The following is a 24,175-nucleotide window of genomic DNA, read 5'->3' as shown; positions in this document are numbered from 1 at the left end:
TAAGACGTGTTGATGTTGAACGGCGCATGGAATGCGCACGTACACAGAAGGAGGGAGGTGCCTCATGCCGCGGATCGCAACTGCCGCCTCGGCTGACGAGGAGGCGAGCTCGTCTCGCGTAGACGACCTGATCCAGCGTGGTCGCAGCCAGGGCCACCTGTCCCTTTCGGACCTGCGGACGGCGTTCGAGCAGGCCGGGCTGACGCCCGGTGAGGCCCGGTCCATTCTGCGGGAGCTGAGCGAGGCCGGAGTGCGGCTTGCCGACGAGGAGACTGAGCTTAAGGCGGCTCCGCGCGGCAGGACCAAGGCCGCGACCGTCGCGAAGGCGCCGGCCGGCAAGGCCGCCGCAACCGAGACCGTCGCACGCAAGACGCGTGCCAAGAAGACCACGGAGGCGGCACCGGCCGCGGCCGCGGCGAGCACCACGGCCGCCGACGGTGACGCGAACGGCGACTTCGGCGATGACGACGCGGCCTCGATCGAGGCAGACGTCGCCGCGTTCGCCGACACGGTGGACCTGGACGACCAGACGCCCGCCATGGGCGACTCGGTGCACACCTACCTCAAGTCGATCGGCCGGACTAGCCTGCTCACCGCCGAGCAGGAAGTGGACCTGGCCAAGCGAATCGAGGCAGGGCTGTTCGCCGAGCACAAGCTGGACACCGATCTTGACCTGTCGCCGGAGTTCCGGCACGACCTTGAGATGGTGGCCGAGGACGGCCGGCGCGCCAAGTCGCACATGCTCGAGGCCAACCTGCGCCTGGTGGTGTCGGTCGCGAAGAAGTACAGCGACCGCGGGCTTTCCCTACTCGACGTCGTGCAGGAGGGGAACCTGGGCCTGATCCGTGCCGTCGAGAAGTTCGACTACACCAAGGGCTACAAGTTCTCCACCTACGCGATGTGGTGGATCAGGCAGGCCATTCAGCGCGGGTTCGCAGACTCCGCGCGGACCATCCGGCTGCCCGTGCACGTGCTCGAGATGCTGTCCAAGCTGTCGCGCGTCGAGCGTGACATGCACCAGCGCCTCGGCCGTGAGCCCACGCCTGAGGAGCTGGCCGTCGAGCTGGACCGGACCCCGGATCAGATCGAGGAGCTGCTGCGGACCTCGCGGCAGCCGATCTCCCTCGATTCCACGATCGGCGAGGATGGCGAGACGTCGATCGGCGACCTCATCGAGGACGTCGACGCGCCCGAGGCCTCCGAGCTCGTGGACCGGCAGCTTATGGCCGAGCAGCTGCGGTCGGCCCTCGACGCGCTCACCCCGCGCGAGGCGACGATCATGGCGATGCGGTTCGGACTGTACGACGGCAACCCGCACACTCTCGACGAGATCGGCCGCGCGCTCGGGCTGACCCGGGAGCGGATCCGCCAGCTGGAGAAGCAGTCGCTGTCGAAGCTGCGGCACCCGTCACGGGCGCAGCCGCTGCTCGACTTCGCATCCTAGTCACGGCCGCACCCCGTCCTTAATGACGGAGCGTGCCACAGCCGCGTGGCCCTGACCCAGGCTTCTGCCGGGTCAGGGCCACGCGGCTTTTCCATGCCTGTGTGCGGTTGGGGCGAGGTCGGCGCGCACTCACGGCCTTGCTGGACTAGTATTCCCAAGCCGACCCGAAACGGGGCGGGCCAGGACCAAGCACCGCCACACGCGGGGAGGGGCAGCCATGGACGACGACGGCCTGCTTGACGAGATCCAGGAAGACCTCGGCGGCGACTACAGCCCGCAGCTGCGCCTCGCGGCGGGCATGCTCAGCGGCGACGCCCAGGCAGCGGTTCCCTATCTGCTGTTCTCGATCGCCAAGTCGCTCGAGGACATCTCGTTCCTGCTGTCCAACGATTCGGTCAGCGTTGTCATGGAGTCCGACGAGGACGAGTAACCCGTTGCTAGGGAGAGCAGTCCGCCGGCGGGTTCGGCGAGGACAGCCCCAGCAGGTGCAGCAGCGCGCTCGCCTCGGGGAAGGGGCGGTTCTGCGGACCGTGTGACACCAGCGGCGCGCTGGACAGGTTCTTGCCCCCCGCCAGCGCCTTTGGCCGTTGCAGTGGCGTCAGCCGCCTGTGCTGCCACAGCGGCACAGCCGAACGCCCGTCAACGATCACCATGTCGGGGCTGCGCCAGATGATCAGCGCCCACGGTCCGGTGGTCGAGGTGGCCCAGACACCGGTGAAGTCCATGTCCTGGACCGCGCCCACGCCTTCGAGCGCCGCGAGCACCGGGTTGCCGAATTTGCCTGTCAGGTGCAGGAGCCGCGGGCCGTGCGCGTGCGCCTCGCGGCCAATTTCCGCCAGCCCGCTGATCGCGTCCGCGAGCGGCTCCGGGTCCATGACCTCGGTGGCCACATCGAGCACGACGGCGGGCAGCGCGGCGGAGCCGAACGCGGTCCCGAGCCAGCCGGCATACTCCGCGATCCGGTCCTCGTCCGCGGCCAGCAGGAGGTAGGAGACGGCCCTCGAGGTCTCGAGGTAGTCATGCGTCTCGCGGGTCTGCCAGTAGCGGGGCGTGCTCGCGCGCAGGATGCTCAGCGCGACCGCCGCCAGGCTCCCCGCGGCTGCCTCCGCCTCGACGGGCAGGTCACTGTCGGACAGTCCGCGCAGCGCCCCGGCCAGCAGGAGATACCAGCCCTGGTCGTCGTCGTCCCACGCTCCCTGAGCGACCACGCATAGCACCGACTGGATGGCGAGCAGCCGCTCAGCGATGGGCAGCGCCTGGCTGAGTTCCGCCATCTTGGCTGCCCACCGCCGGTACCGGGCGCGCACCTGCTCGGGGACATCGATGCCTTCCTCGTTGCCGTCCCTGGAGGCGCCGCCCGTGTCCAGTTCGCTCGCGCTGTCGACCGGTGACGGCTGCGGCAGCCCGAGCGCGAAATGCAGCAGCGGCCGGCCGATCCGCACCGCGCACTCGTCGAGGTACTCCGCCCAGTCGCGCGGGCGCGGCCGTGCCGAGGAAGACGCGCCGCCAGCTGCCAGGGCCGCGGCGAACCGCTCGGCCAGATTCGGGTCGTTGAACAGATCCGCCGGCCTGGTGGCCGGGTCATTTCCTGACGTGGTCCCCGGACGCATAACGCGTTCCAGGCAGCCGGGGGGAGGCAACGCGTCTTCGGCATAGGCAGCCGATTCTAACGGCACGGCCCACGGCCGCCCGATGGCCGGGTACCGGCTAGAAACCGCTACCAGGCGTAGTGCTCGGGAGCCGTCTTATAACCGGGGAAGATCTCGTCGATCCTGGCCAGCACGGCGTCGTCGAGGGTGATGCCAAGCGCGCGCTGTGCGCTGTCCAGCTGCTCAAGGGTGCGAGGGCCGATGATCGGCGCGGTCACGCCCCGCTGGGTCAGCAGCCAGGCGAGCGCCACGTGCGCGGGCGCCTCGCCGAGCTTGGCGCACAGCTCCTCCCAGGCCTCGATGCGGTCCCTGTGCTCCTCGACGATTGTCTTGGCGCGCCCGGCGAGACGGCGCCGGCCCTCGCGCTCGGCGGCGAGCACGCCGCCGAGCAGGCCGCCCTCGAGCGGCGACCACGGGATGACGCCCACGCCGTACTCGCGGGCCGCGGGCAGCACCTCGAGTTCGATCCACCGGGTGGCCAGGTTGTACAGCGACTGCTCGCTGACCAGGCCGACGAGGCCGCGAGCCCGGGCGGTCTCGCAGGCGCGCGCGATGTGCCAGCCGGCGAAGTTCGACGAGCCCACGTACAGGACCTTGCCCTGGGCGGTGAGGACCTCCATCGCCTGCCAGATCTCGTCCCACGGGGTGTCCCTGTCGACGTGGTGCATCTGGTACAGGTCGACGTAGTCGGTCCGCAGCCGGCGCAGCGACGCGTCGCAGGCGCGGCGGATGTTCAGGGCGGAGAGCCGGCCCTCGTTCGGCCAGTCGCCCATATCGCCGTAGAGCTTGGAAGCGAGCACCGTCTTCTCTCGGCGGCCGCCGCCGAGCGCGAACCAGTCGCCGATGATCTCCTCGGTCCATCCGGCGTGCGACTCATCGTTGTTCGCCACCTGCCCGGGCGGCGACTGGCGCCTGCCGTAGGTGTTGGCCGTGTCGAAGAAGTTGATCCCGAGGTCATGCGCCCTGTCCATGATCACGTGCGCGTCGCCGGGCGGCGTCAGCGAACCGAAGTTCATGGTGCCGAGGCAGAGCCTGCTGACGGTAAGGCCCGAGCGTCCCAGGTGCGTGTACTCCATGCCGCCAGCCTTTCACAGCCCGGGCGCTACCCGGTCGGCTTCTGTGTCTCCATACGCGTCAGCAGCCGGTCCATCGCGGCCCGCGAGCGCTTGTGCGCGTACATTTCCCGGTCCGCGCGGCTGAGCAGCTCCTCGACCCGCCGCCCCGGCGCGAGCCGGCGCTCCGGCCGGTCCGGCTCGCGAACCAGGCCCACGGAGGAAGTCACCTCAAGCGAGAGCCCTCCGGCATGCACGGGCTCGCCGGCGAATGCCTCATCGACGCGCTCGAGCAGCAGTTCCGTGTCTGCCTGGTCCGCCCCGCTGAGCACCACCACGAATTCGTCGCCGCCGATCCGGGCCACCACTTCGGCGTCAGCAAAGTGCTGAGCCAGACGCCGGCCAGTCACCTTAAGCACCTCGTCACCGATGGCGTGCCCGTACGTATCGTTGATCTCCTTGAAGTGGTCGAGGTCGCAGAAAAGCACCGTCACCGGTGTCTGCGCGGCCAGCAGCTCCTGGAGTCGCTCCTGGAGCTGGACCCGGTTCGCCAGGCCCGTCAGCGGGTCGCGTCGGGCCTCGTGACGCAGGTGCGTCTCGCGGGCGCGCTGCTGCGCGAATGCCCAGTGCAGTTCGGCCTTCTCACGTTCCAGCGTCTGCATTGCCCGCAGTGCCTGCTCGTGCCGGCGGGCGTTGAGTATCGCGATCGCGGCCTGCTCGGCGAACAGCTCCAGCACGTCGTTGACCCAGGCCGGCGGGATGCGCCCGTCCCTCGGGCGGTCCATCGACAACATACCGATCAGCTCGCCGTCCGGCGCGTACAACGGCGCTGCCAGCTCATACTCAGGCTGCCAGGCGTCCGGGCCGGCGAGCGGCTGGTATTCGGGCCTATAGGTGATGATGCCGTCGATGGTCTCAACATGTGGCAGGAATCGCAGCGATCCCCAGGCCTCCCCACCGGCTAGGTGCTTCACCAGCGCCGTGCGTTGAGACGTCGTGTTGAGCAGCAGCCCCACAGCGTCTGGCGGACCGATGACGGCGATGACACGCAGCTCAGCCGCGTTCGGCTCCTCGGCGACGGTGACGGCGACGTCCTGGTACGGCGTCGACACGGTCACGCCGGCCGCGATCGCCTCGAGCGTGGGGCGCAACCCGACCGCGGAGTGGATGGCTGACAGGGCACGGTTGACGGTCAGCAGAGCAGATCGCGGTATCTGTCGCTCCGAACTCACGTCTTGGTTCATCTTCCCGTGACCTTCCGCTCGACGCCGGACACGCTTGGCGCCCGCCCTGGGCCGCGCATCCGGGTCATACCCCTTCATCTCGAACTGTCGAACGCTGCATGATGCGAAGTGATAACTGTACACGCACAAATGATCACTGTAAGACACATTCTGGTCGATGGCGGCCACCCATGGGCCTGCGCGCTACCATGAAAGCATGCGCGCGTATGTGCTCCAGGGCTGGTGGCGTCCCCGACAGGGACGGCTGCCGAACTGAGCATGCGCTAGATCAACGGCCGTCCGCCGGAAGGGGACGGCCTTTTCGTTTTCCGGGCTGCCCCTCGCCTCACGAACCTGGCAAGGAGAAGCCCATGACAAGCACCCTCACCGAGATGCCGGAGATCTCCCCGACCATCTCGGGAAGCCTCGCCGCCGCGCTGCGGCGCTCGGCTGGCATCGAGCGGCGGATCGGCGAGGACCCGCACTCGTTCCGGATCCTCACCGGAGACCGGCCCACCGGCGACCTGCACCTGGGGCACTATTTCGGCAGCCTGCGCAACCGGGTGCGGCTGCAGGACGCCGGTGCGGCGACGTTCATCCTCGTCGCCGACTACCAGGCGCTCACCGACCGGGACGTCACGGAGCGGCTCGGCGAGCGGGTCGACGGCCTCGTCCTTGACCAGCTGGCGATCGGGATCGACCCGGCCCGCTCGGTGATCTTCGCGCACAGCGCGGTCCCCGAGCTGAACCAGCTGCTGCTGCCTTTCCTCAGCCTGGTCACGGTGCCCGAGCTTGGCCGCAATCCGACCGTGAAGGACGAGATCGCCCATTCGCGGCAGGCGTCGGTGAGCGGCCTGATGTTCACCTACCCGGCGCACCAGGCGGCCGACATCCTGTTCTGCAAGGGGAACCTGGTGCCAGTCGGCCAGGACCAGCTGCCGCACCTGGAGGTCACCAGGCTGATCGCGCGCCGGTTCAACGAGCGCTACCCGGGCCCGGGCGGCGTTGCCGTCTTCCCCGAGCCGGACGCGCTGCTGTCCAACGCGCCGCTGCTGCTCGGCACCGACGGCGGGAAGATGTCCAAGTCGCGGGGCAACGCGATCGCCCTGCGCGCCACCGCGGACGAGACCGCCCGGCTGATCAGGGGCGCGCGGACGGATCCGATCAGGCACATCAGCTACGACCCGGAGGCAAGGCCCGCGGTGTCCTCGCTGGTGCTGCTTGCCGCGCTGTGCCTGGACCGCGACCCGGTGACGGTCGCCCACGAGATCGGCGGCGGCGGGGCGGCGGCGCTCAAACGAGTCGTGACGGAGGCGGTCAACGAACGGTTCGCTGCCATTCGCGCCCGGCGCACGGAACTGGCCGCGGATCCCGGCTACGCCCGCGAGGTGCTGCGCGACGGCTGCGCCCGCGCCCGCGCGATCGCGGTGGACACCCTTGAGGAGGTCGGGGACGCGATGGGCACGCGGTACTGACGGCGCTGCTGGCGTTCCCGGCCGGCAGCTGTCCGATCGCGCGCGTGGCCCGTGGCTCGCCGCCCGTTTCGCGGTTAATATCCGGTCGTGCGCATTCGCTGGACGACCAGGATCGTGACCGTCGCCGGAGTGATCTGGCTGACCGCCGCCGTGGCGGCGGGGGGCGGCACGGCTCATGCCGCGCAGGCCAGCAAGTCCCAGGCCAGGCTCACGGCGGCCGTGACCACCCCGGCCGGCTACACCGTCGCGGGCGGGCTGAGCGGCGTGGCCGCCACGTCCGCGAGTAACGCGTGGGCTGTCGGCTACAGCGGCTCGATCTTCCGCCAGAAGACCCTGATCCTGCACTGGAACGGCAGGAGCTGGGCGAAGTCGCCCGGCTTCACCCCGGGCACCGGCGGCCTGCTCGCGGTGGCCGCCGTCTCCCGGTCGAACGCGTGGGCGGCCGGTTTCAGCGGCGGCTACGGCAAGGTGCCCGCGCGCACACTGCTGCTGCACTGGAACGGCAGGAAGTGGGCCACGGTGACCACGCCGAAGCCGGTGGACGGCGCCTTCAGCGCCGTGACCGCGACGGCGGCATACGCGTTCGCCGCCGGCTCGACCGCGGCGGGCAACGGACTGATCTGGCGCTGGACCGGCCGAGCCTGGGCGACGACGCGGGTGCCCGCCATCCCGGGCGGCGGCGGCGTCAACGGCATCGCCGCGCGGTCGGCGACCAGCGCCTGGGCGGGCGGTGACGCCACGGAGAGCACGCAGATCTCCGACATGCTCATGCGCTGGAACGGCGCCACGTGGTCGCTGGTGCCACGCTTCCCGATCCGCGGGCGCTTCTGGACCATCAACGGCATGGCGGAGGGCCGCGGCGGCACGGCGTGGGCGGTCGGCAGCGACGCCGACACCCTGACCAACGCGGCGATCAGCATGTACTTCAACGGCAGCAGCTGGGTGAAGATCCCGAGCCCGAAGAGTGCCGGGTTCGTCGCGGTCGCGGCCGTGCCCGGCGGGACCGCGTGGGCGGGCGGCGAGGCCTACCGGGGTTCCGCTGTCGTTCCGCTGCTCGAGCGGTGGACGGGGACGTCCTGGGTGCGGACGGCGAGCCCGACCCTGGGCGGGAGCGTCCAGCTCGGCGGTGTGGCCGCCAGTTCGCCTGGCAACGCCTGGGCGGTCGGCTTCACCGTCAACGGAAACGCCACGAAGACCTTCATCCTGCGCTGGAACGGCAGTGCGTGGCGGTGATCGCGTTCCCGCGATAACGGCGCGTCGCGGGTGTTAACGTGAACGGAGATTCGTGAACCGCGGCGGCGGGCGGTGCGTAGTACATGACATCGGGCCTTTAGCTCTGGAGCACGATGAGTCACTGGGATTTCGGCCGACCGCCGTCGGGTCAGCGCGACCCCGCACCTGCGTCCAGCGCGGGCGGCGGCTCAGGGGCCTGGGCCGCGGACGATTTCTGGGCGCCAGGCGATGGCTGGCAGGCCGAGGGCGACTGGCAGGCGGAGGGCGACTGGCCCGCGGAAGACGACGTGCTTGACGAGGGCACGGCTCCCTATCCGATCACCTATGAGCGCGAGCCCTGGCCGTCGGCGAGCCCCCAGCCGGACACGGACCTGTCCTATGGGCCGTGGCCTCCCGCGCCCTACCCAGGTCGCGGGGATCAGGACGAACCCGACACCGGCGATTTCTACCTCCCCGGCGGCGGCGCCAGGCGCGGCCGCCGGGGACGGCCGGGCCCTTCCCGCCGCAGCCGCAACAGCCTTATTCATGGGGCCCGACCGCGCTGGCTGATCCCGGCCGGGGTGATCGTGCTCGCGGCCGCCACCGGCGCCAGCGCGATCCTGCTCACCAGCGGGCACCCGAACGGTCATGCCGCGCAGGGCGGCGGCGGTTTCACCGCCCCGACCGCGACGCCGACTGTTTCCGCTTCTGCCAGCGCGCCGGCCTCGCCGGCCGCTTCCTCCGGCCCGCTGACTCTCGGGCAGGCCCACGGGGTGCTCGCCGGGTACACGACGGTCAACAACGGCGCGAACGCCGAGCGCAGCGACACGCTGCTCGCCGTGGCGGAGACCGGCTCGAGCTTCGCGATCGACACGGGCCTGTACCAGCGGCAGCGCGGCCTCGGCGTGGCGCCTTACCCCGCGTTCGGGCCGGTCCAGGCGACCTACTACATCCCGCGCAACGAGCCGGCGGCCGGTCCGCGCTGGTTCGTGGTGCAAGTGGCCAACGCGTTCTCCGCGCATCCCAAGCAGGTCACGTCCATGGAGTACCTGCTGTTCACCCAGGCCACCCCCGGCGGGGCCTGGCGGAACGCGATCGAGCCTTACCTGCTGCCCGGCACCAGCGCACCGCGGATCGACGTCGGCGCCAACGGGCTTGCCACGGCGGTCTCCCCCACCGACCTGTCCCTCGCCGTCGCCCCTGGCCAGCTCCCCGCGGTCACCGCGGCGACGCTCGACGGCATGGGCAACGAGGTGGCCGATCCCGGGAACCTGTCCGACATGGCCGACCAGCGGTTCTGGCGCGGCAAGCTGCCTGGCGCGGCCGTCACCGACACGCACGCACCCGCCTCGGGGATCAACGGACAGGAGTTCGCGCTGCGCACCAGCGATGGCGGCGCGCTCGTCTTCTACACCGACGCCGCGCAGCTGACGATCACCGCACGGCCGGGCACCATGCTGCACCTGACGGTCCCCGGCTTCTTCTCCCCCGGCCAGGCACTGTCCCGTGCGGGGATGAGCTACCTGGAGCAGGTCGCCACCTACGACCCCCAAGTCGGCGCGGGCACGGTGCGCGTGGTGGCCGACTACTCGGGGATCACCGGCACGAACTAGGCCCGCCGTCCATGCCCGCGGCCGGCGGCTGGTCAGCCGGACGTGTGAGCATCGGCCGGCAACGGCGCCGGCGGGCGGAGGGTTAGCTGTCAGCGGCGGGCGGGATGGGGGCGTCGCGGGACGGCAGGGTGAAGTCGCCCCCCAGGTAGCGGAAGACCGGGTCGGCGGGGTCGGGGCCGGCTGGGTCGCCGGCGGCGGCGAGGACGTCGGTGGCGTAGTGCTCGGCGTCGTCTCGCGGCTCGTAGCCGAGAGCCCGGGCGCCGTCGAGTGACACCCAGCCGCCGCGGGTGTTGTCCGACACGCCGTAGATGACGCGGAAGCCGGGCGCGGGCGCGGTGAGGCAGGCCTCGAAGAGCCGGCCGGCGTCGTCAGGCGACAGCCAGGTGGACAGCATCCGCGCGTTCAGCGGCCGCTCGAAGCAGGACAGGATGCGGACGCAGACGGCATTGAGGCCATAGCGGCTGGCGTACAGGGCCGCGACGGCCTCGCCGGCCGCCTTGGAGACGCCGTAGTAGGTGTCGGGCGCGGGATAGGCGGCGTCGGGGACGGGGAACGACTCGCGCGGCGCGAACCCGACCGCGTGATTGGAGGAGGCGAAGACCACCCGCGGCACTCCGGCCCTGCGGGCGGCCTCGAAGACCGTGTAGGTGCCGTTGATGTTGACGTCGAGCACCGGCGCCCACGCGGCCTCCGACGGGATGCCGCCCAGGTGGATGATCGCGTCGGCTCCTTTGCAGGCGGCGGTCATCGCGGCCATGTCGGTCACCGAGGCGGTGACGGACTCCTCACCGGGGCCTGGCCCGCCGGGCAGCGGCGCGACGTCGAGCAGCCGCAGCACGCGTCCCTCGCGGGCCAGCCGGGAGCGGAGCATGGTGCCGATGCTTCCCGCGGCGCCCGTGATGAGGATGGTCGTCATGAACCCGATCCTAGGACGCGGTGCGGCAGAAAACCCTGCGCGGTAACCGGGTCAGCACCGGGCGAGCAGCTGGCCGGCCTCCTCGGCGAGCCCGCGCATGCCGAGCCGCCCGGCCGTCGCCGCGGCCTGGTCGAGCAGCCGGACGGCGGCGTCCCGGTCGCTGCTGCCACGGCCGCCGCCCGCGCGGCCGGCGCCGAGGCGGCCGATCAGGGCGCGTGCCCTGTCCACCTGGAGGCGGGCCGCGTGCGGGGGCGCCGCGGCGACCTTGCCCGACACCGCGTCGAACAGGCGCAGCGCCTCGCCGAAGTCCCCGCCGGCGAGGGCGAGCAGGCCGGCGAACCGCTCGGCGGGACCGAGCGGGACCGACGGCCAGCCCGCGAGGACGACCTCGCCTGGGTGCCTGTCGATGATGGCTCGCAGCCGGGCGAGGATGTCGGGGAGCATCTCCCCCAGCGGGTCTTCCCGCGAGCGACGACGGCCCTGCGGGCTCATCGCCCAGCAGGTCTCCGCCAGCATCGCGGCGACGGAGACGGTCCAGCCGTGCGGCGGGAACGCGGCGAACCGGTGATATTCCTCGTCGAGCGCGCGGACGTGGGCGGCCGCCGCGGTCAGGTCGCCGTCGTCGGAGCTGAGAAGGGCGAGCGCGACCCGCCAGATGGGGAAGTACGCGTGGCCCTCGATCTGCCGGTAGACCTCGGGGTCGGTGCCGCTGAGGATCTCACCGCGCTCGCGGCGCAGCCAGAGCACCTGTCCCTGCCAGGTCTGCTGCAGCGTGTCCGCTACCCGCGCCTGCTCCGCGTGCGCCTGGGCGACGAGCGGCGCGGCAACGCCGAACAGCCGGTCTTCCGCCGCGGCGAACCTGCCGAACCAGAGGTCGAGCGCGCTCTCCATGGTGAGCTGGAGCCACCGGGAGGCGTGGCTGTCCGGCATGCTCCGCTCATGAGCGAGCAGCGTGCCCTGCGCCTCGGTGACCTGGCCGAGCCTGAGCTGGTCGACCGCGAGGGTCATCAGCGCCTGCCGCTGGAAGTACGGCGACCTGGCGAGCAGGCTGACCCGGTCCAGGCGCTGCGACAGCTTGACTGTCTCGGCCGGCGGGTCGTAGTCGTACAGCGCCCAGCGGCACTCGTTGAGCACCTCGCAGGCGGCGGCCGGCGGCAGGCCGGCCGCCTGGCCGAGCGCCGTCCGGGCCAGGGCGACGCCGCCCTGCCTGATCTCGTCGGCCTCGGTGCCGAGCACCGGGACGGCCAGCGTGGACTTGCGGGCCAGGTGGGCGGTGAGCTGCAGGCGCAGCGCGACCGCCAGTTCCTCGTCGTGGCCCTCCAGGGCGGCGATGCCGTCCTGGAGGCCGCGCAGCAGGTACCAGTCGATCTTGCCCGGGTCCGTCCACCGGCGGGCGAGCCTGATCAGCGCCTCCGCCCGCACCAGCGGCCGGTCGGCCGCGATGTCGAAGGCCAGCTGGTACTCGCGGTCGGCCGCGGTGACCGCGCCGCGCTGGTCGAGCGCGTCGCCGAGCGCCAGGTGCAGGCTGGCCCGCATCGCCATATCCCGCGGCCTGCGCATGATGCCGGCCCTCGCCCACGTCTCGGCCGCCTCGCCGCTTGCCCGTTCGGCCTGGGCCGCCGCGAGGAAGGCACGCGCCGCCTCCTCCGGTGACAGGTCCCGGTCGGCGCGCAGCGCGTGCTCCGCGATCCTGACCGGCAGGCTCGGGTCGGGGTCTCCCGCGGCCGGGACGCGCTCGATGAGCGCCGCGAACGCGCGCGCGTGCAGGGCGCGCCGCAGCGCCGGGTCGGCGTCCAGCCGTGCGATCACGTCCTCGCGGTGACTGCCGTGCGAGAAGCGCACGCCCGCCGACGTGTCGATCCACGCCATGCGGCGAGCCCGCAGTTCCTCGCGGTCGGCCTGTTCATCGGTCAGGTCGAGCATGCTGGCGACGAGCGCGGTCTCGATGGCCAGGCCGGTGGCGGTGATCGCCGCGGCCGCAAGCCAGGCCGAGGGGACGCCGGCGTCTTCCGCCGCGGTACGCGGGTCGGCCGGGTCCCGCGACCAGGGGGCTAGCACGGCCGCGCCGGCCATCTGGTCACCGATCCGCACCGGCTCACCGCCGGTCGCGCGCGCGACAAGCGCGATCTCTTCCGCCGTCGGCTCCTGCTCGCGCACCTGCCGCAGCCAGCCGCCGATCGCCTCCTCCGGCAGCGCCCCGAGGAACAGGCGCACCAGGCCGGCCCCCGCGTCTGCCGCCACCTCCGCCCACGGCGCCGCGTCGCCTCCCTCCCCGCGGCCGAGGAGCACCACGCACACCGGCGCGTCGCGCAGGCTGGCCAGGAACAGCCCCATCAGGTCCCGCGAGCGCTCGCTGAGGCGGTCCGCGTTGTCGACGGCCACCACGAGGCCCCTGCGGCCGGCGACGTTCCGCGCGAGCAGGCTCAGCGCGCCCGCGATGTCCGCGAAGCGCGCCTGCTGCGCCTGGTCGGGCTCTGGCGGTGCGGACCCGCCCGCCCGCGGTGCGACGAAGTCAAGCAGCGCGCGCCGCTGCGCGAGCGTCAGCCACGGCGCCGCGAGGTCCCGGCCCTGGCCTAGGTCACGGCACGCGGCGGGCCAGAGTCTCCTGGCGATTTCCTGCCAGGGTCGCAGGTCGCCCGGCTGGTCGGCGTCGACGAGCACGACGGGGACGCCGGCCGTGCCGGCCGCGACGGCGAACTCGCCCGCCAGCCTGCTCTTGCCGCGCCCGCTGGCGCCGCGCGCGAGCACGGTGGCGGGGCGGCCGGCCAGCATGCCCGCGAGCGCCTGGCGGAACGCGGTCATCTCCGCATCCCTGCCGACCATGACCCGCGGGCTGCCGGCGACCGGCGGGCGCCGCTCCTCGGCCAGCGGGCGGTGCACGTCGATCCCCGCCTCGGCGAGCATCAGCAGGTCGTCGGCGCGCGCCACGACGCGCTCGCCAAGGCGGTTGTCACTGCCCGGGCCGCGCCGCGCCGCGAGCAGGCGTCCGGCCTCCTCGCCGCCCGGCCGGTCGTGCAGGGCGATCAGGAAGTCCGCCAGCCAGCCGATGTCACCGTCCGCGGCGCGCTCGCCGATCGGCTGGCCGTGATAGGCGCGGGCCGCTCGGTACGGGGCGCCCTGGCGCAGCGCCGCCTCGGCCAGGGTGCGGACGACCTGGTCGCCCGCCTGCTCCAGTTCCGCCCGTAGTCGACGGCACGCCTGGGGCGGTCCGTCGGGCCACAGGCCCGAGAACGGCTCGCCGCCCCACAGCACGGCCGCCGTGGTCAGCAGCCCGACCGCATCGGTCTCCTGGCCGTCGTCGAGCGATGCCTCGGCCTGCCTGGTCAAGGCGAGAAAGCGGAATGCGTCGACCGCGTCGTCAAGGCTGCCTGGCTCGGCGGCGACGAGACGGTAATTGCCTTCCTTGCCCTTATCAGGCGGCACATCAAAGCCACTGTTGCAATCCCGCAACGCACGTCGCAATGACCACATCAGGGTGCGTACGTCGCTGTCCTCGTTCTCCCAGACAGCGGCGGAAATCTCCTGGCGGCGCACTCGCCTGCCCCGGGCGGCGACCATGAGCGCCAGCGCCTTGCGCAGCTGCCTGCGCAAGCTCGCCGGCTTATCGCCCGAGCGCAGCTCGACATGCCCCAGGATGATGATCGTCCCGGCAGGCATGCGGCTCCTTCCTCGTGAAACACCGGCCCGCTGGCGGCTGAAACTTCTTTAAAACGTGGCAAACAATGAATTAGACCTGAATTTTACCATTAACTCCTATATTCAAAGCGCTGCCTGCGGGGAGGGGACCCGCGGCAACGCGGGAGCGGGCAGGGTGTGGTGGCACGGAGAGCGGGCCGTGCCACCACGCCCGCCGGGGCGCCACGATACGGTGAGCTGGTGACTCGTGCTCCCCTTTCGCTGCCTGGCAGAACCGTGATCTTCGATTACGGCGAGGTCATATCCCTGACGCCGTCGACGGCCGACAGGGCGGTGCTCGCGGACCTCGCGGGGGTGAGCGGTGACGACGCCACCGAGCGGTTCTTCGCCGCCTACTTCGCGCACCGCGACGGACTGGACCAGGGCACGGCGGGCGTGGCCGCCTACTGGCGGGCGATCGCCGCCGAGATCGGCGCCAGCTGGGACGAGGCCAGGGTGCACGAACTGTGGGCGGCGGACTTCCGCAGCTGGCTGTCGATCAACCCGGCGACCGTCGAGGTGCTCGCTGACCTGCGGGAGGGCGGCACGCCGCTCGCGCTGCTCTCCAACGCCGGCGCCGACTTCGGCAGCTACTTCCGGCACGGGCCGCTCGGCGACTTCTTCGGCGCCGCCTGCTACGTCAGCGGGGAACTCGGCCTGCTCAAGCCGGGCGCGGACATCTACCTGCATGTCCTTGCCGACCTCGGGATCACGCCGGCCGAGGCGGTCTTCATCGACAACAAGGAGTCCAACGTGGCCGGGGCCGAGGCCCTGGGCATCACCGGCCACGTGTTCACGGACCCGGACAAGCTGCGCGCGTTCCTGACGTCGCTGCCCGAGCCGGCCGCCCGCTGAGGTCCGGCAACGATCAGGCCTGCGGCGACCAGTCCGGGTGTTCCGGTCCCCCGGACGGGATCTCTCCCGAAGCGCCCTCGCCGGCTAGCGCGCGCGGCGGGTGGACCGTGGTGACCGAGCCATCGGCCCACACGATCATGACGCAGGTCGGCGTCACCAGGCTGGCCGGCACCGCGGTGGCCTGGCGAGGCAGCCGAACCCGTTCCGATGAGTCCTCGCCGTCGCCGTCGCGAGCCCGCGGTCCGGCCACGGCAGGCAGCATGCCGTCCTGCGCGGCCTGGCCCGCCGCGACCGCCTGGCGGTAGGCGTCATGCAGCCGGAGCAGCCCGCCCGCGGCGTCCAGGATCGCGTCGGCGTGCTCCCAGAAGCGGCGCGACTGCCACAGCCGGCCGGTCTCCGCATGGCCGACCGTGGTGACGGAAACGCCGCTGAGCGCGGCGAGTTCCGGCTGGGTCAGCCCGTGCGCGCGGCGCCGGGCGGCGAGGCCCGCCGACAGGGCGCGCGTCGCGGCGGCGAGATCGCGCTCGGCCGGCGGCTGCGCCGCGCCCGCTACCCGCGGCCGGGCGTTGCGGCTCGGCCCCGGTGTGAGCAGGCCGTCGTCGATGAGCACGCGCAGCGCGCGGCGGCAGGTCAGCGTCGAGAACCCGGTCAGGCGGCTGAGCGCCGCGCCGCTTGGCGCGGGCTGCCCGGGCAGCAGCGCGCCCGCGGCGATCTGGCCGCGCACGGCGGCGGCGACCCGCGCGTACTTGGGCAGGCCGTCTTCGCCGCTGGTCATGGTGCCTGCCGGTCGCGGGGCATGCGGGTGCGCGGCATCGATGCCTCTCTCGGGAACCCAGGGGGTGGTTCGGCGTGCTACGCACAACAATACTCGAATAGGGTCGACTATATAAGTCGCGACGAGTGAGCGGGCCACCGTGCGGCCGTGTCCGCCTGGGCGCCGTCCCGCGCCTGGAGTGCAAGATCTGGTCTGCCTTACCGCGGGCTAGAAGCCAGGGAACACCGTCCTGAGCTCGGTCAGGGTCACGCCGGAGGCCGTGACCTCGGCGTCGTTGCCGAGGCGGCCGTAGATGAGTCGGACAAACGCCTCCGCGGGCAGGGTCAGGGACGCGCCCGGGATCTCGTCCGCCGTGGCTGGCCCCAGGGTCACGCCGCCCGTGTCGAGGGTGAGCGCGCGGTCCGGGCTCGTCGTGGTGACCGCGACGGTGACCGGGGCGGACGCCTTCTTCCCCATGAAGCCGGTCATCCGGGGCAGCTGGTCGATGAGCAGGTCGACGGCATCGGGCGCGATCCGGGCGGACGGGTCGAGCGCGACGGCGACGTCCCAGGTGTGCACGGCGTGCTCGGACAGGCGCATGCCGAGCACGCCGGCCAGGTCCATGGACATCGCGCCGAACATCGTCACCCGGAACGTCTCGTGCTGCTGCGGCGTCAGCGACTCGAGCTTGGCGACGAGGACCTCGTTGGCCTCAACGGAGCGGGCCGCCTGGTCCTCAGGCGACCGCGCGTTCCAGGTGTCCCAGATCGGCTTGAAGGCGTCCTGCGACGGCGGGTCGCCGCCGGTCACGCCCGCGTTGACGTACATGGCGGAGATCTCCGCGCCGCTGCCGAGGTGCGACAGCACATCGGCGATGGACCAGTCCGTGTCGTAGGACCGCTTGCGCAGGGTCTCGGCGTCGAGTCCGGCGACGATGCCCGCCAGCCGGTCGTGGGAGGCGCGGACGGCCCGCAGCCAGGGAGTCGCGTCGGTAACGGTAGCCACACAGCGATCCTAGGCGACCGGCCGCCGGCCCGGCGGCCGACCCGGCCACCTAATTCCCACCCTTCCCTTCGAAATAAGCCAGCTCTCAACGCTGCGGTCATGCGCACGGATTAAAACAGTTATCCACCTATTGGCACTAGCCCATTCTAAAATACGACTCGCTTCTGGAATTGACGACTCTTGCCATAAAATGGCGCGGATCGCACGTGCAGCTGCGTCGTGATCAGCTTGATCTCCCGCTTCCTTGCTGGTGGCGGCGGTGCCGAGGGGGCGGCCAACCGGCGGCCTGCCTAATGGAGGAATCGTGAGCGAGGACGTCCCCGAGGGAGCCGGCGAGTCACTGCCTAAGGGAGCAGCCGGCGGATCGCTGGCGGGTTTCGGGCCTGGTTCGCGCATCGCCGGTTATGTGCTTGAGGAACAAGTCGGCGCGGGCGGAATGGCGGTTGTCTTCCGCGCGCACGACGAACGCCTCGACCGTCAGGTCGCGCTGAAGCTCCTGGCGCCGGGCCTCGTCGCGGACCAGGCGTTCCGGCAGCGGTTCATCCGCGAGTCACGGGCCGCGGCCGCAGTGGACGATCCGCACATCATCCCGGTCTTCGAGGCCGGCGAGGCGGCGGGCGTGCTGTTCATCGCGATGCGGTACGTCCGTGGCGGTGACGTGCGATCGCTGCTCGACGGCGCGGGCCACCTGCCGCCCGCCCGGGTCGCCGAGATCATCTCGCAGGTTTCCACGGCGCTTGACGCCGCCCACGCGCGAGGTCTCGTGCACCGCGACGTCAAGCCCGCGAACATGCTGCTCGACTCCTCCGCGGGCAGTGGCAGGCCGGACCACGTGTACCTGTCGGACTTCGGGCTCAGCAAAGCCACCCTGTCGGCGAGCGGCCTGACGGGCACCGGGTCGTTCCTCGGCACCGTGGACTACGTCTCGCCCGAGCAGATCGAGGGCAAGCCGGTGGACGGGCGCGCGGACCAGTACGCGCTCGCCTGCGCCGCCTTCGAGCTGCTCACCGGGTCGCCGCCGTTCCGTCGGGAAGAGGCCATGGCGGTGATCTGGGCGCAGGTCTCGCAGCCGGCGCCGGCGGTGACCAGCCTGCGGCCCGATCTTCCCGCCGCGGTCGACCCGGTGCTGGAAAGGGCCCTGGCCAAGGCGCCAGGGGACCGGTGGCCGACCTGCGGTGAGTTCGCGGACGCGCTGCGGTCGGCCCTGGGGTTCGCGCCGTATGAGACGGGTGCGCTGCCCGCGCAGGGCGGCGGTTCCGGGCCGACACCCAGGATCGTGACGCAGCTCGCCGACATCCGGCCGTCCGGCGGCGGTTCCGGTCCGAAGCCTGCCGCGGCAGGAGCGGCTTCCGGTCACCCGAAGACGAAGAACATGGCGCTCGACTCGGAGCTGGGCGCCGCGGCCACCGAGGCCTACGCGTCTGGCGCCTCCTTGCCCCCCGCGGTCGCCGTGCGCAGACGGCCGGCCTGGCGTTCCCCCGGCGTCCTCGCCGGGGTCATCGTGGTGGTGCTCGCCGCGGGCGGCGGCGGCGCGTACGTGGCAGGGCACGTGGGGGGCACCAAGCCCGCCGCTTCCCCGTCGGGCACGCAAACAGGGCAGACCCCGACATCGGCCTCGACCTCGACGTCATCGGCCACCGCCTCCGCCTCGGTCGCGGCGGCCGCGGTCGCCGTGCCTGGCTGCTCGACGGCCGCGGCAGCAGGCAAGACGCTGACGGTCAGCGGCACGACGGTGAAACTCCAGAACGGCGGCGGGTACGGCATCGCGGTGAGCCGAACCGGCAAGTACGTGTTCGCGACGAACCCGGACAAGCTCAGCGTTCTGGTCATGAACAGCGGGCATACCGCGACCAAGCAGTACGGCGACACGGTGGCGTACCCGGGCGAGGCGGCCAGGGGCGTGGCACTCACGAGCGACGGCAAGTACGCGGCCGTCGCCGCCGGCAACATGATCTTCGTGGAGAACGCGACAGTGGCTGAGCAGGACTCGGGCTCCGCCCAGGCCGCGACCCTGGCGGTCCCCGGCGTGCGCCCGGTCACCGACGCGAGCGGTGTCGCGATCTCACCCGACAACCGCTGGGGCTTCGTGACGCTGCGGAATTCCAACAAGCTCGCCGTGTTCGACATGGCGAAGGCACTCACCAGCGGGCAGAACCAGCCCGGGGTCTTCGTCGGCACGATCACGCTCGGCATCCACCCGGCGGGCTTGGCGGTCTCCCCCGACGGCCTGTGGCTGTACGTCGTCAGCGGCGCGAAGGCGCGCACGGCGGCCTTCGGCCCGAGCGAGGGCGTGATCAGCGTCCTGAGCATTCCGAAGCTCGAGACCGAGCCGAGTTCCGCGCTGGTGGCGCAGGCGGCGGCGGGCTGCGGCGCGACCGGGGTCACCGTCTCACCGGACGGGACGACGGTCTGGGTGACCGCCCAGTCGAGCAACGCCCTGCTCGGCTTCTCGGCCGCCAAGCTGCGCACCGATCCCGCGCACGCGCTGACGGCGTCCGTCCCCGTGGGGCAGACGCCGACGGGAGTGATCGTGGTCAACGGCGGAAAGACGATCGTGGTCGCCGACAGCAACCTGAACGGCCTGCCGGGCGCGGACAACCTCGCGGTTGTCGACGCCGGGCTGGCCCCGGCCGGCAAGCCCGCGCTCGTCGGGTACATCGCGAGCGGCAAGACGCCGCTGAGCTTCGCGCAGGCCGCCTTCGACCAGAACTCCCTGTACGTCTCGGACGCCGGGACGGCGCAGATTCAGATACTCGACCTCACGACGCTTCCCTCGTCATAGCCCGCGGCAGGGCGGGCGCCGTCAAGCCGTAGCACCTGATCGACGGTGCCCGGAGCGACCGGCCGGTGGGTGATGAGCAGCACGGTGCGTCCCTCGACCGCGGTGAGCAGGTCGCGGGTGAGGTCCTGCGCCGTCGCCTCGTCCAGGTGCTCGGCGGGCTCGTCGAGTATCACCACGGGGAAGTCCGCGAGCAGCACCCGGGCGAGCGCCAGCCGCTGGCGCTGGCCGCCAGACAGCCGCGCGCCGTGCTCACCGACGGGGGTCGCCAGGCCGAGTGGCAGCGCGTCGACCCAGTCGAGCAGCCGGGCGCCGGCGAGCGCGGAGCGCAGTTCGGCCGTGGTGGCGCCCGGGCGGGCCAGCCGCAGGTTGGCCTCCAGGGTGGAGTCGAAGACGTGCGCGTCCTGTTCGCACAGGCCGATGACCGAGCGCACCGCGTCGCCGTCGAGCGTCCGCAGATCCCGCCCGCCGAGGGTCACGGTGCCCGCCGAGTAGTCAAGGAACCGCAGCAGCACCATGGCCAGCGTGGTCTTGCCCGAGCCCGACGGGCCGACGATGGCGGCCCGCGAGCCGGACGGCACGTCGAAGCTCATGTCCCGCAGCACGTCGCGGCCCGGCACCCAGCCGGCGCGCAGGCCGCGGACCGCCAGGTGGTAGGGCGGTTGCGGTAGCGGCGCGGGCACCACGGGCTCGGCGACCGGGGCGCGGCGGTGCAGCACGTCGGACACCCGCGCGGCCGCCGCGCGCAGCCGCGGCACCTCCTGCGCGGCCGGCGCGAGCCCGCCGAACACCTCGTGCACGGCGATCGGGGTCAGCACGACGACGGCGAGCAGCACCCCGGCCAGGGCGCCCGCGCGGACCGCGGGCACCGCGAAGAACACGGCGCCCCACACCGCGGCACCCGCCGCGAGCGCGCTCACCGCCGCTCCGGCGCCCCTGGCATATCCCGAACGGATGGCGGCCGCCCCCAGTCGCGCCTCCTTGCTCTTCAGTGCGGCCAGCGCCCGCGCGTCCGCGCGGAACGCGGCGAGTTCCGCCGCGCCCTCGATGAACTCCGTCGTCGCGGCGGCGAACTCGCCGCGCAGCGGCGCAACCAACCGTTCCTCCCTGCGGGACAGCGCGATCGCGACCAGCGGCGCCGCGAGCGCCGAGACGACGAGGGTCGCCGCGAGGACCAGGCCGGCCGCGGGTGACAGCACGCCAACGAGCGCGACAGAGCCCGCGCCGACGGCCGCGGCGACCGCGTACGGCAGCCGGACCCGCAGCCAGCGGTCGGCGAACGAGTCGATGTCGGAGACGAGCCTGGCGAGCAGGTCGCCGGACCGGTAGTCGCCGAGCCCGGCGGGCGCGAGCCTGGCGAGAGCGTCCCACGCGCGGACCCGGCGGTCGGCGAGCAGCCGCAGCGCGGCGTCGTGCCCGGCGAGCCGTTCCGCGTAGCGCAGGACCGCGCGGCCGAGGCCGAACGCCTGGACGACCGCGGCCGGCGCCATCAGGTACAGCACCGGCGGCCGCTGCGCGGAACGGGAGATCAGCCAGGCCGAGGTGGCGAGCAGCCCGACCGAGCAGCCGGCCGCGAGGGTGCCGAGGATGGCGGCGAGGACGAGGCGAGCCCGGTCACCCGACGATCCCGCCTTGCTGGTCGCGGCGGTCCCGTGCACGGTGCCGGGTTGCGCTGCGCGCCTGTTGCTGTTATCAGATCGGTTCATCGGCGGGCTCCGGTCGGCATGGGCCCGTGCGGCTGCGCGGGCGCGCCGATGTCGACGACCTCATCGGCGGCGGCGATGACCGCGGGGCGGTGCGAGACGACGAGGACCGCGCGGCCCGCGGCGGCGTGGCGGCAGCAGGTGGCGATCACCACGGCCTCGCGCCGCGCGTCCAGGCCCGCGGTCGGCTCGTCGAGCAGCAGCAGCGGCGCGGCGGGCAGCAGCGCACGGGCAAGCGCGACCCTCCGCCGCTGGCCGGACGACAGGCCCGCGCCGCGCTCGCCAAGCACCCTGGCGAGGTCGACATCGTCGAGCGCGGCGCCGCGGGCGGCGTCCGCCACGGCCTCGTCGGGCGCGTCCGGCCAGCCGAGCCTGATGTTCTCCGCGACCGTGCCGGCGAACAGGGTCGGCTCCTGCGGCAGCCAGGCGGCGGCGACCGCGCCCTGCGTCACCGCGTCGCCCGCGAGCGGGCTGCTCGTGACCGAGCCCGCGCTCGGCTCGGTGAAGCCGAGCAGGACAGAAAGCAGCGTGCTCTTACCGCAGCCGCTCGGTCCGGTCAGCACCGTGAGGCGGCCGGGCACGATGCGGAACGTGGCCGCGTGCGGCGCAGGGACGGCGCGGCCCTCGTGCCGGACGCTCACGCCGTTCACCCGGATGACCGCGCCGTCAGCCGCGCTGACAGCAGTCAGGCAGGCATCGGGGACGGCCGGAACGTTGCTTGCCGGCATGTCCGCTGACGCGGGCGTCTCCAGGAGCGTGAAAACCTCGCTGGCCGCCGCGAGTCCGTCGGCGGTGGCGTGGAACTGGGTCCCGAGCGCGCGCAGCGGCAGGTACGCCTCCGGGGCGAGGATCAGCACAAGCAGGCCGGTCCGCAGGTCCAGGTGCCCGTAGGCGAGCCGCAGCCCGATCTCGGTGGCGACGAGCGCAACGGACATCGTGGCGATGAGCTCAAGGGCGAGGCTGGACAGGAACGCGAGGCGCAGGGTGGCCATCGTGGCGCGCCGGTACTCCCCCGTGACCTGCTCAATCCTGCTCCGCTGCGCGCCGGCCCTGCCGAAGACCCGCAGCGTGGGCAGCCCGCTGACTACATCATGGAAGTGGTGCGCCAGGTTGGCAAGCGCGTTCAGCCGGCGCTTGGCGTGCTGGCCGGTCACCATCCCGATCAGCGCGCCGAACAGCGGCACTAGCGGCAGCGTGACCGCGACCGTGACCCCGGACAGCGGGTCGGCGACCGCGATCGTGACGAGCACCGCGACCGGGACCGCGATGGCGAGCATCAGCGCGGGCAGGTAGCTGGTGAAGTAGCTGTCGAGTCCGTCGAGGCCGACGGTGGCGAGCTGGGTCAGCCCCGCGGCGTCCCTGATCCCGCCGGCAGCCTGACCGGCATCCCTGCCACGGCCGCGCCGCCAGCCGGGGCCGAGCGCCACAATGCGCGCGAGCAGCGCGCCGCGCAACTGGCTCCGTGCCGTCGCGGCGGCGCGGTGCGCCAGGGCCTGCGCCGCCCAGGCGGTGACGACGCGGCCGGTGGTGACCGCGGCCAACGCGATGAGCGCCGCGGCGGACAGCGTCGCTTTGTCGATGAATACCCGCGCGATCACGGTGGCGAGCAGCCACGCCTGGACGATCGTCAGCCCGGCGGTCACCAGGCCGACTCCGGCGAGCGCGCCGATCGGGGCGCGGGCGCCGCCGGCGTAGCGGAGCAGGCGTGGGTCGAGTGGGCGCATGCCTACCAGCCCCCAGGGGCCGAGGGTGCGGACGGGGACTGGGCGGACGGAGGCTGGGCGGACGGGCGCAGTGCGGACGCCGGCGGCGCGATCACCCGCCGCCGGAACACCCAGTACGTCCACGCCTGGTAGGCGATCACCAGCGGCAGGAAGATGCAGGCCACCACGGTCATGATCGCGAGGGTCTTCGCCGCGGAGGCGGCGTTGGCCGTGGTCAGCGAGAACGCCGGCGACGTCGTGGAGGGCAGCACCCGCGGGTAGAGCGCGGTGAACAGGGACGCGGTGGCGGTGAGGATCGCGACGGCGTTGGCGGCGAACGCGACTCCCTCGCGGCCCGCCCTGTTGGCCAGGGCGGCCCCGATGAGGCAGGCGGCGGCGAGCGCCGCGAGCACCACCGAGGCGATGGAAGTGCCCGAGGTCGTGCTCGCCCGGTAGGACGCGCCGGTCCAGGCGAGGAAGCCCGCGCCGGCCACGATGGCGACGATCGCCACCGCGGACGCGGTCGCGTTGGCGCGCCTGCGCAGGTCGTCGGTGGTCTTCAGCGCGAGGAACAGCGCGCCGTGCAGGGTGAACAGCGCCAGCGTGGTGACGCCGCCGAGGATCGCGTACGGGTTGAGGAAGGTCCAGAAGTTCCCGGTGAACTGCTCCGCCGCGTTCAGCGGAATGCCGCGCACGATGTTGCCGAACGCGACGCCCCACAGCAGGGCGGGCACCAGCGAGCCGAGGAAGATGCAGGCGTCCCAGCCGCGGCGCCACCGGCCGCCGTCCCGCTTGCCGCGGTACTCGAACGCGACACCGCGGATGATCAGCGCGACGAGGATGATCAGCAGCGGCAGGTAGAAGGCGCTGAACATGGCCGCGTACCAGGCGGGAAAGGCGGCGAACGTGGCGCCGCCCGCGGTGAGCAGCCACACCTCGTTCCCGTCCCAGACCGGGCCGATGGTGTTGATCATGACGCGCTTCGCGGTCTCGTCGCCGCGGGACAGGAAGGGCAGCAGGATGCCGACGCCGAAGTCGAACCCCTCAAGGACGAAGTAGCCGGACCAGAGCACGGCGATGGCGATGAACCACAGGTCGGACAGGTGCATGTCGGTGC

General features: G+C 72.4%; 17 protein-coding genes. 7 read left to right on the top strand and 10 right to left on the bottom strand.

The genetic code is table 11. The features are described from left to right. The first annotated feature begins 64 nt into the window (after nt 1–64). Both EAS64_RS09765 and EAS64_RS09760 read left to right on the top strand, forming a co-directional pair. Nucleotides 65–1,444, top strand: coding sequence for an RNA polymerase sigma factor (locus tag EAS64_RS09765; RefSeq protein WP_145852623.1), 1,380 nt, complete (start codon nt 65–67; stop codon nt 1,442–1,444). A gap of 217 nt (nt 1,445–1,661) precedes the next feature. Next, nucleotides 1,662–1,874, top strand: a complete 213-nt coding sequence (locus EAS64_RS09760) for a hypothetical protein (protein WP_145852622.1) — start codon at nt 1,662–1,664, stop codon at nt 1,872–1,874. A gap of 7 nt (nt 1,875–1,881) precedes the next feature. On the opposite strand, the gene EAS64_RS09755 is transcribed toward EAS64_RS09760, so the two are convergent. The 3 genes from EAS64_RS09755 to EAS64_RS09745 form a co-directional block, all read right to left on the bottom strand. Further along, nucleotides 1,882–3,054 (bottom strand): hypothetical protein, encoded by a 1,173-nt coding sequence (locus EAS64_RS09755; RefSeq protein ID WP_145852621.1) that lies wholly within the window; start codon nt 3,052–3,054, stop codon nt 1,882–1,884. 107 nt (nt 3,055–3,161) lie between these two features. Next, entirely contained in the window at nt 3,162–4,169 is a 1,008-nt protein-coding gene (locus tag EAS64_RS09750) for an aldo/keto reductase (protein WP_145852620.1), read from the bottom strand. Between the two features lie 26 nt (nt 4,170–4,195). Further along, a complete protein-coding gene (locus EAS64_RS09745) occupies nt 4,196–5,557 on the bottom strand; it encodes a GGDEF domain-containing protein (protein WP_145852619.1) in 1,362 nt (453 codons plus the stop codon). 182 nt (nt 5,558–5,739) lie between these two features. On the opposite strand from EAS64_RS09745, the gene trpS reads away from it, so the two are divergent. The 3 genes from trpS (at nt 5,740) to EAS64_RS09730 (ending at nt 9,668) form a co-directional block, all read left to right on the top strand. After that, on the top strand, nt 5,740–6,843 hold the full coding sequence (gene trpS, locus EAS64_RS09740) for a tryptophan--tRNA ligase (RefSeq protein ID WP_145852618.1): 1,104 nt from the start codon (nt 5,740–5,742) through the stop codon (nt 6,841–6,843). A gap of 87 nt (nt 6,844–6,930) precedes the next feature. After that, nucleotides 6,931–8,076, top strand: a complete 1,146-nt coding sequence (locus EAS64_RS09735; RefSeq protein WP_145852617.1) for a hypothetical protein — start codon at nt 6,931–6,933, stop codon at nt 8,074–8,076. Nucleotides 8,077–8,189: 113 nt separating this feature from the next. Then, nucleotides 8,190–9,668: a DUF8094 domain-containing protein gene (locus EAS64_RS09730; protein WP_145852616.1), complete on the top strand. Its 1,479-nt coding sequence runs from the start codon at nt 8,190–8,192 to the stop codon at nt 9,666–9,668. Nucleotides 9,669–9,750: 82 nt separating this feature from the next. Here EAS64_RS09730 and EAS64_RS09725 read toward each other — a convergent pair whose 3' ends face one another. Together EAS64_RS09725 and EAS64_RS09720 are read right to left on the bottom strand one after the other, a co-directional pair. Continuing rightward, on the bottom strand, nt 9,751–10,584 hold the full coding sequence (locus tag EAS64_RS09725; RefSeq protein ID WP_145852615.1) for an NAD-dependent epimerase/dehydratase family protein: 834 nt from the start codon (nt 10,582–10,584) through the stop codon (nt 9,751–9,753). 51 nt (nt 10,585–10,635) lie between these two features. Then, on the bottom strand, nt 10,636–14,241 hold the full coding sequence (locus EAS64_RS09720; protein WP_145852614.1) for an AAA family ATPase: 3,606 nt from the start codon (nt 14,239–14,241) through the stop codon (nt 10,636–10,638). 219 nt (nt 14,242–14,460) lie between these two features. Between EAS64_RS09720 and EAS64_RS09715 the strand changes: the two genes are divergently transcribed. Then, the gene (locus EAS64_RS09715; protein ID WP_145852613.1) at nt 14,461–15,114 is read left to right on the top strand and encodes an HAD family hydrolase; all 654 of its coding nucleotides are present in this window, start codon (nt 14,461–14,463) and stop codon (nt 15,112–15,114) included. A 13-nt stretch (nt 15,115–15,127) separates the two neighbouring features. Here the strand turns inward: EAS64_RS09715 and EAS64_RS09710 are convergent, their stop codons facing one another. Both EAS64_RS09710 and EAS64_RS09705 read right to left on the bottom strand, forming a co-directional pair. After that, nucleotides 15,128–15,889 (bottom strand): GntR family transcriptional regulator, encoded by a 762-nt coding sequence (locus EAS64_RS09710; protein ID WP_145852612.1) that lies wholly within the window; start codon nt 15,887–15,889, stop codon nt 15,128–15,130. Nucleotides 15,890–16,096: 207 nt separating this feature from the next. Then, complete coding sequence (locus tag EAS64_RS09705) at nt 16,097–16,873, bottom strand: maleylpyruvate isomerase family mycothiol-dependent enzyme (RefSeq protein WP_145852611.1); 777 nt, start codon at nt 16,871–16,873, stop codon at nt 16,097–16,099. 304 nt (nt 16,874–17,177) lie between these two features. On the opposite strand from EAS64_RS09705, the gene EAS64_RS09700 reads away from it, so the two are divergent. Then, nucleotides 17,178–19,655: a serine/threonine-protein kinase gene (locus tag EAS64_RS09700; RefSeq protein ID WP_145852610.1), complete on the top strand. Its 2,478-nt coding sequence runs from the start codon at nt 17,178–17,180 to the stop codon at nt 19,653–19,655. Here the strand turns inward: EAS64_RS09700 and cydC are convergent. The 3 genes from cydC to cydB are packed head-to-tail and all read right to left on the bottom strand — an operon-like array spanning nt 19,619 to nt 24,167. After that, on the bottom strand, nt 19,619–21,358 hold the full coding sequence (gene cydC, locus EAS64_RS09695; protein WP_145852609.1) for a thiol reductant ABC exporter subunit CydC: 1,740 nt from the start codon (nt 21,356–21,358) through the stop codon (nt 19,619–19,621). The two genes, EAS64_RS09700 and cydC, sit on opposite strands and share 37 nt — an antisense overlap. Next, nucleotides 21,355–23,079 (bottom strand): thiol reductant ABC exporter subunit CydD, encoded by a 1,725-nt coding sequence (gene cydD, locus EAS64_RS09690; RefSeq protein ID WP_145852608.1) that lies wholly within the window; start codon nt 23,077–23,079, stop codon nt 21,355–21,357. The genes cydC and cydD overlap by 4 nt, the downstream gene beginning before the upstream one ends. A 2-nt stretch (nt 23,080–23,081) precedes the next feature. After that, nucleotides 23,082–24,167, bottom strand: coding sequence for a cytochrome d ubiquinol oxidase subunit II (gene cydB, locus EAS64_RS09685; protein WP_145852607.1), 1,086 nt, complete (start codon nt 24,165–24,167; stop codon nt 23,082–23,084). Between the last annotated feature and the right edge of the window lie 8 nt (nt 24,168–24,175).

Source organism: Trebonia kvetii (assembly GCF_007827045.1).
Taxonomy (GTDB): domain Bacteria; phylum Actinomycetota; class Actinomycetes; order Streptosporangiales; family Streptosporangiaceae; genus Trebonia; species Trebonia kvetii.
Note: the sequence above shows the minus strand (reverse complement) of the source record. Positions and strands in the feature narration are given on the sequence as shown.

Bases quoted from the DNA above. Each gene is read 5' to 3' on its own strand.
- trpS (WP_145852618.1), top strand. From the start codon at position 5,740: ATGACAAGCACCCTCACCGAGATGCCGGAGATCTCCCCGACCATCTCG.
- EAS64_RS09750 (WP_145852620.1), bottom strand. From the start codon at position 4,169: ATGGAGTACACGCACCTGGGACGCTCGGGCCTTACCGTCAGCAGGCTC.
- cydB (WP_145852607.1), bottom strand. From the start codon at position 24,167: ATGCACCTGTCCGACCTGTGGTTCATCGCCATCGCCGTGCTCTGGTCC.
- EAS64_RS09720 (WP_145852614.1), bottom strand. From the start codon at position 14,241: ATGCCTGCCGGGACGATCATCATCCTGGGGCATGTCGAGCTGCGCTCG.
- EAS64_RS09760 (WP_145852622.1), top strand. From the start codon at position 1,662: ATGGACGACGACGGCCTGCTTGACGAGATCCAGGAAGACCTCGGCGGC.
- EAS64_RS09710 (WP_145852612.1), bottom strand. From the start codon at position 15,889: ATGACCAGCGGCGAAGACGGCCTGCCCAAGTACGCGCGGGTCGCCGCC.
- cydD (WP_145852608.1), bottom strand. From the start codon at position 23,079: ATGCGCCCACTCGACCCACGCCTGCTCCGCTACGCCGGCGGCGCCCGC.
- cydC (WP_145852609.1), bottom strand. From the start codon at position 21,358: ATGAACCGATCTGATAACAGCAACAGGCGCGCAGCGCAACCCGGCACC.
- EAS64_RS09755 (WP_145852621.1), bottom strand. From the start codon at position 3,054: ATGCGTCCGGGGACCACGTCAGGAAATGACCCGGCCACCAGGCCGGCG.
- EAS64_RS09730 (WP_145852616.1), top strand. From the start codon at position 8,190: ATGAGTCACTGGGATTTCGGCCGACCGCCGTCGGGTCAGCGCGACCCC.
- EAS64_RS09725 (WP_145852615.1), bottom strand. From the start codon at position 10,584: ATGACGACCATCCTCATCACGGGCGCCGCGGGAAGCATCGGCACCATG.
- EAS64_RS09765 (WP_145852623.1), top strand. From the start codon at position 65: ATGCCGCGGATCGCAACTGCCGCCTCGGCTGACGAGGAGGCGAGCTCG.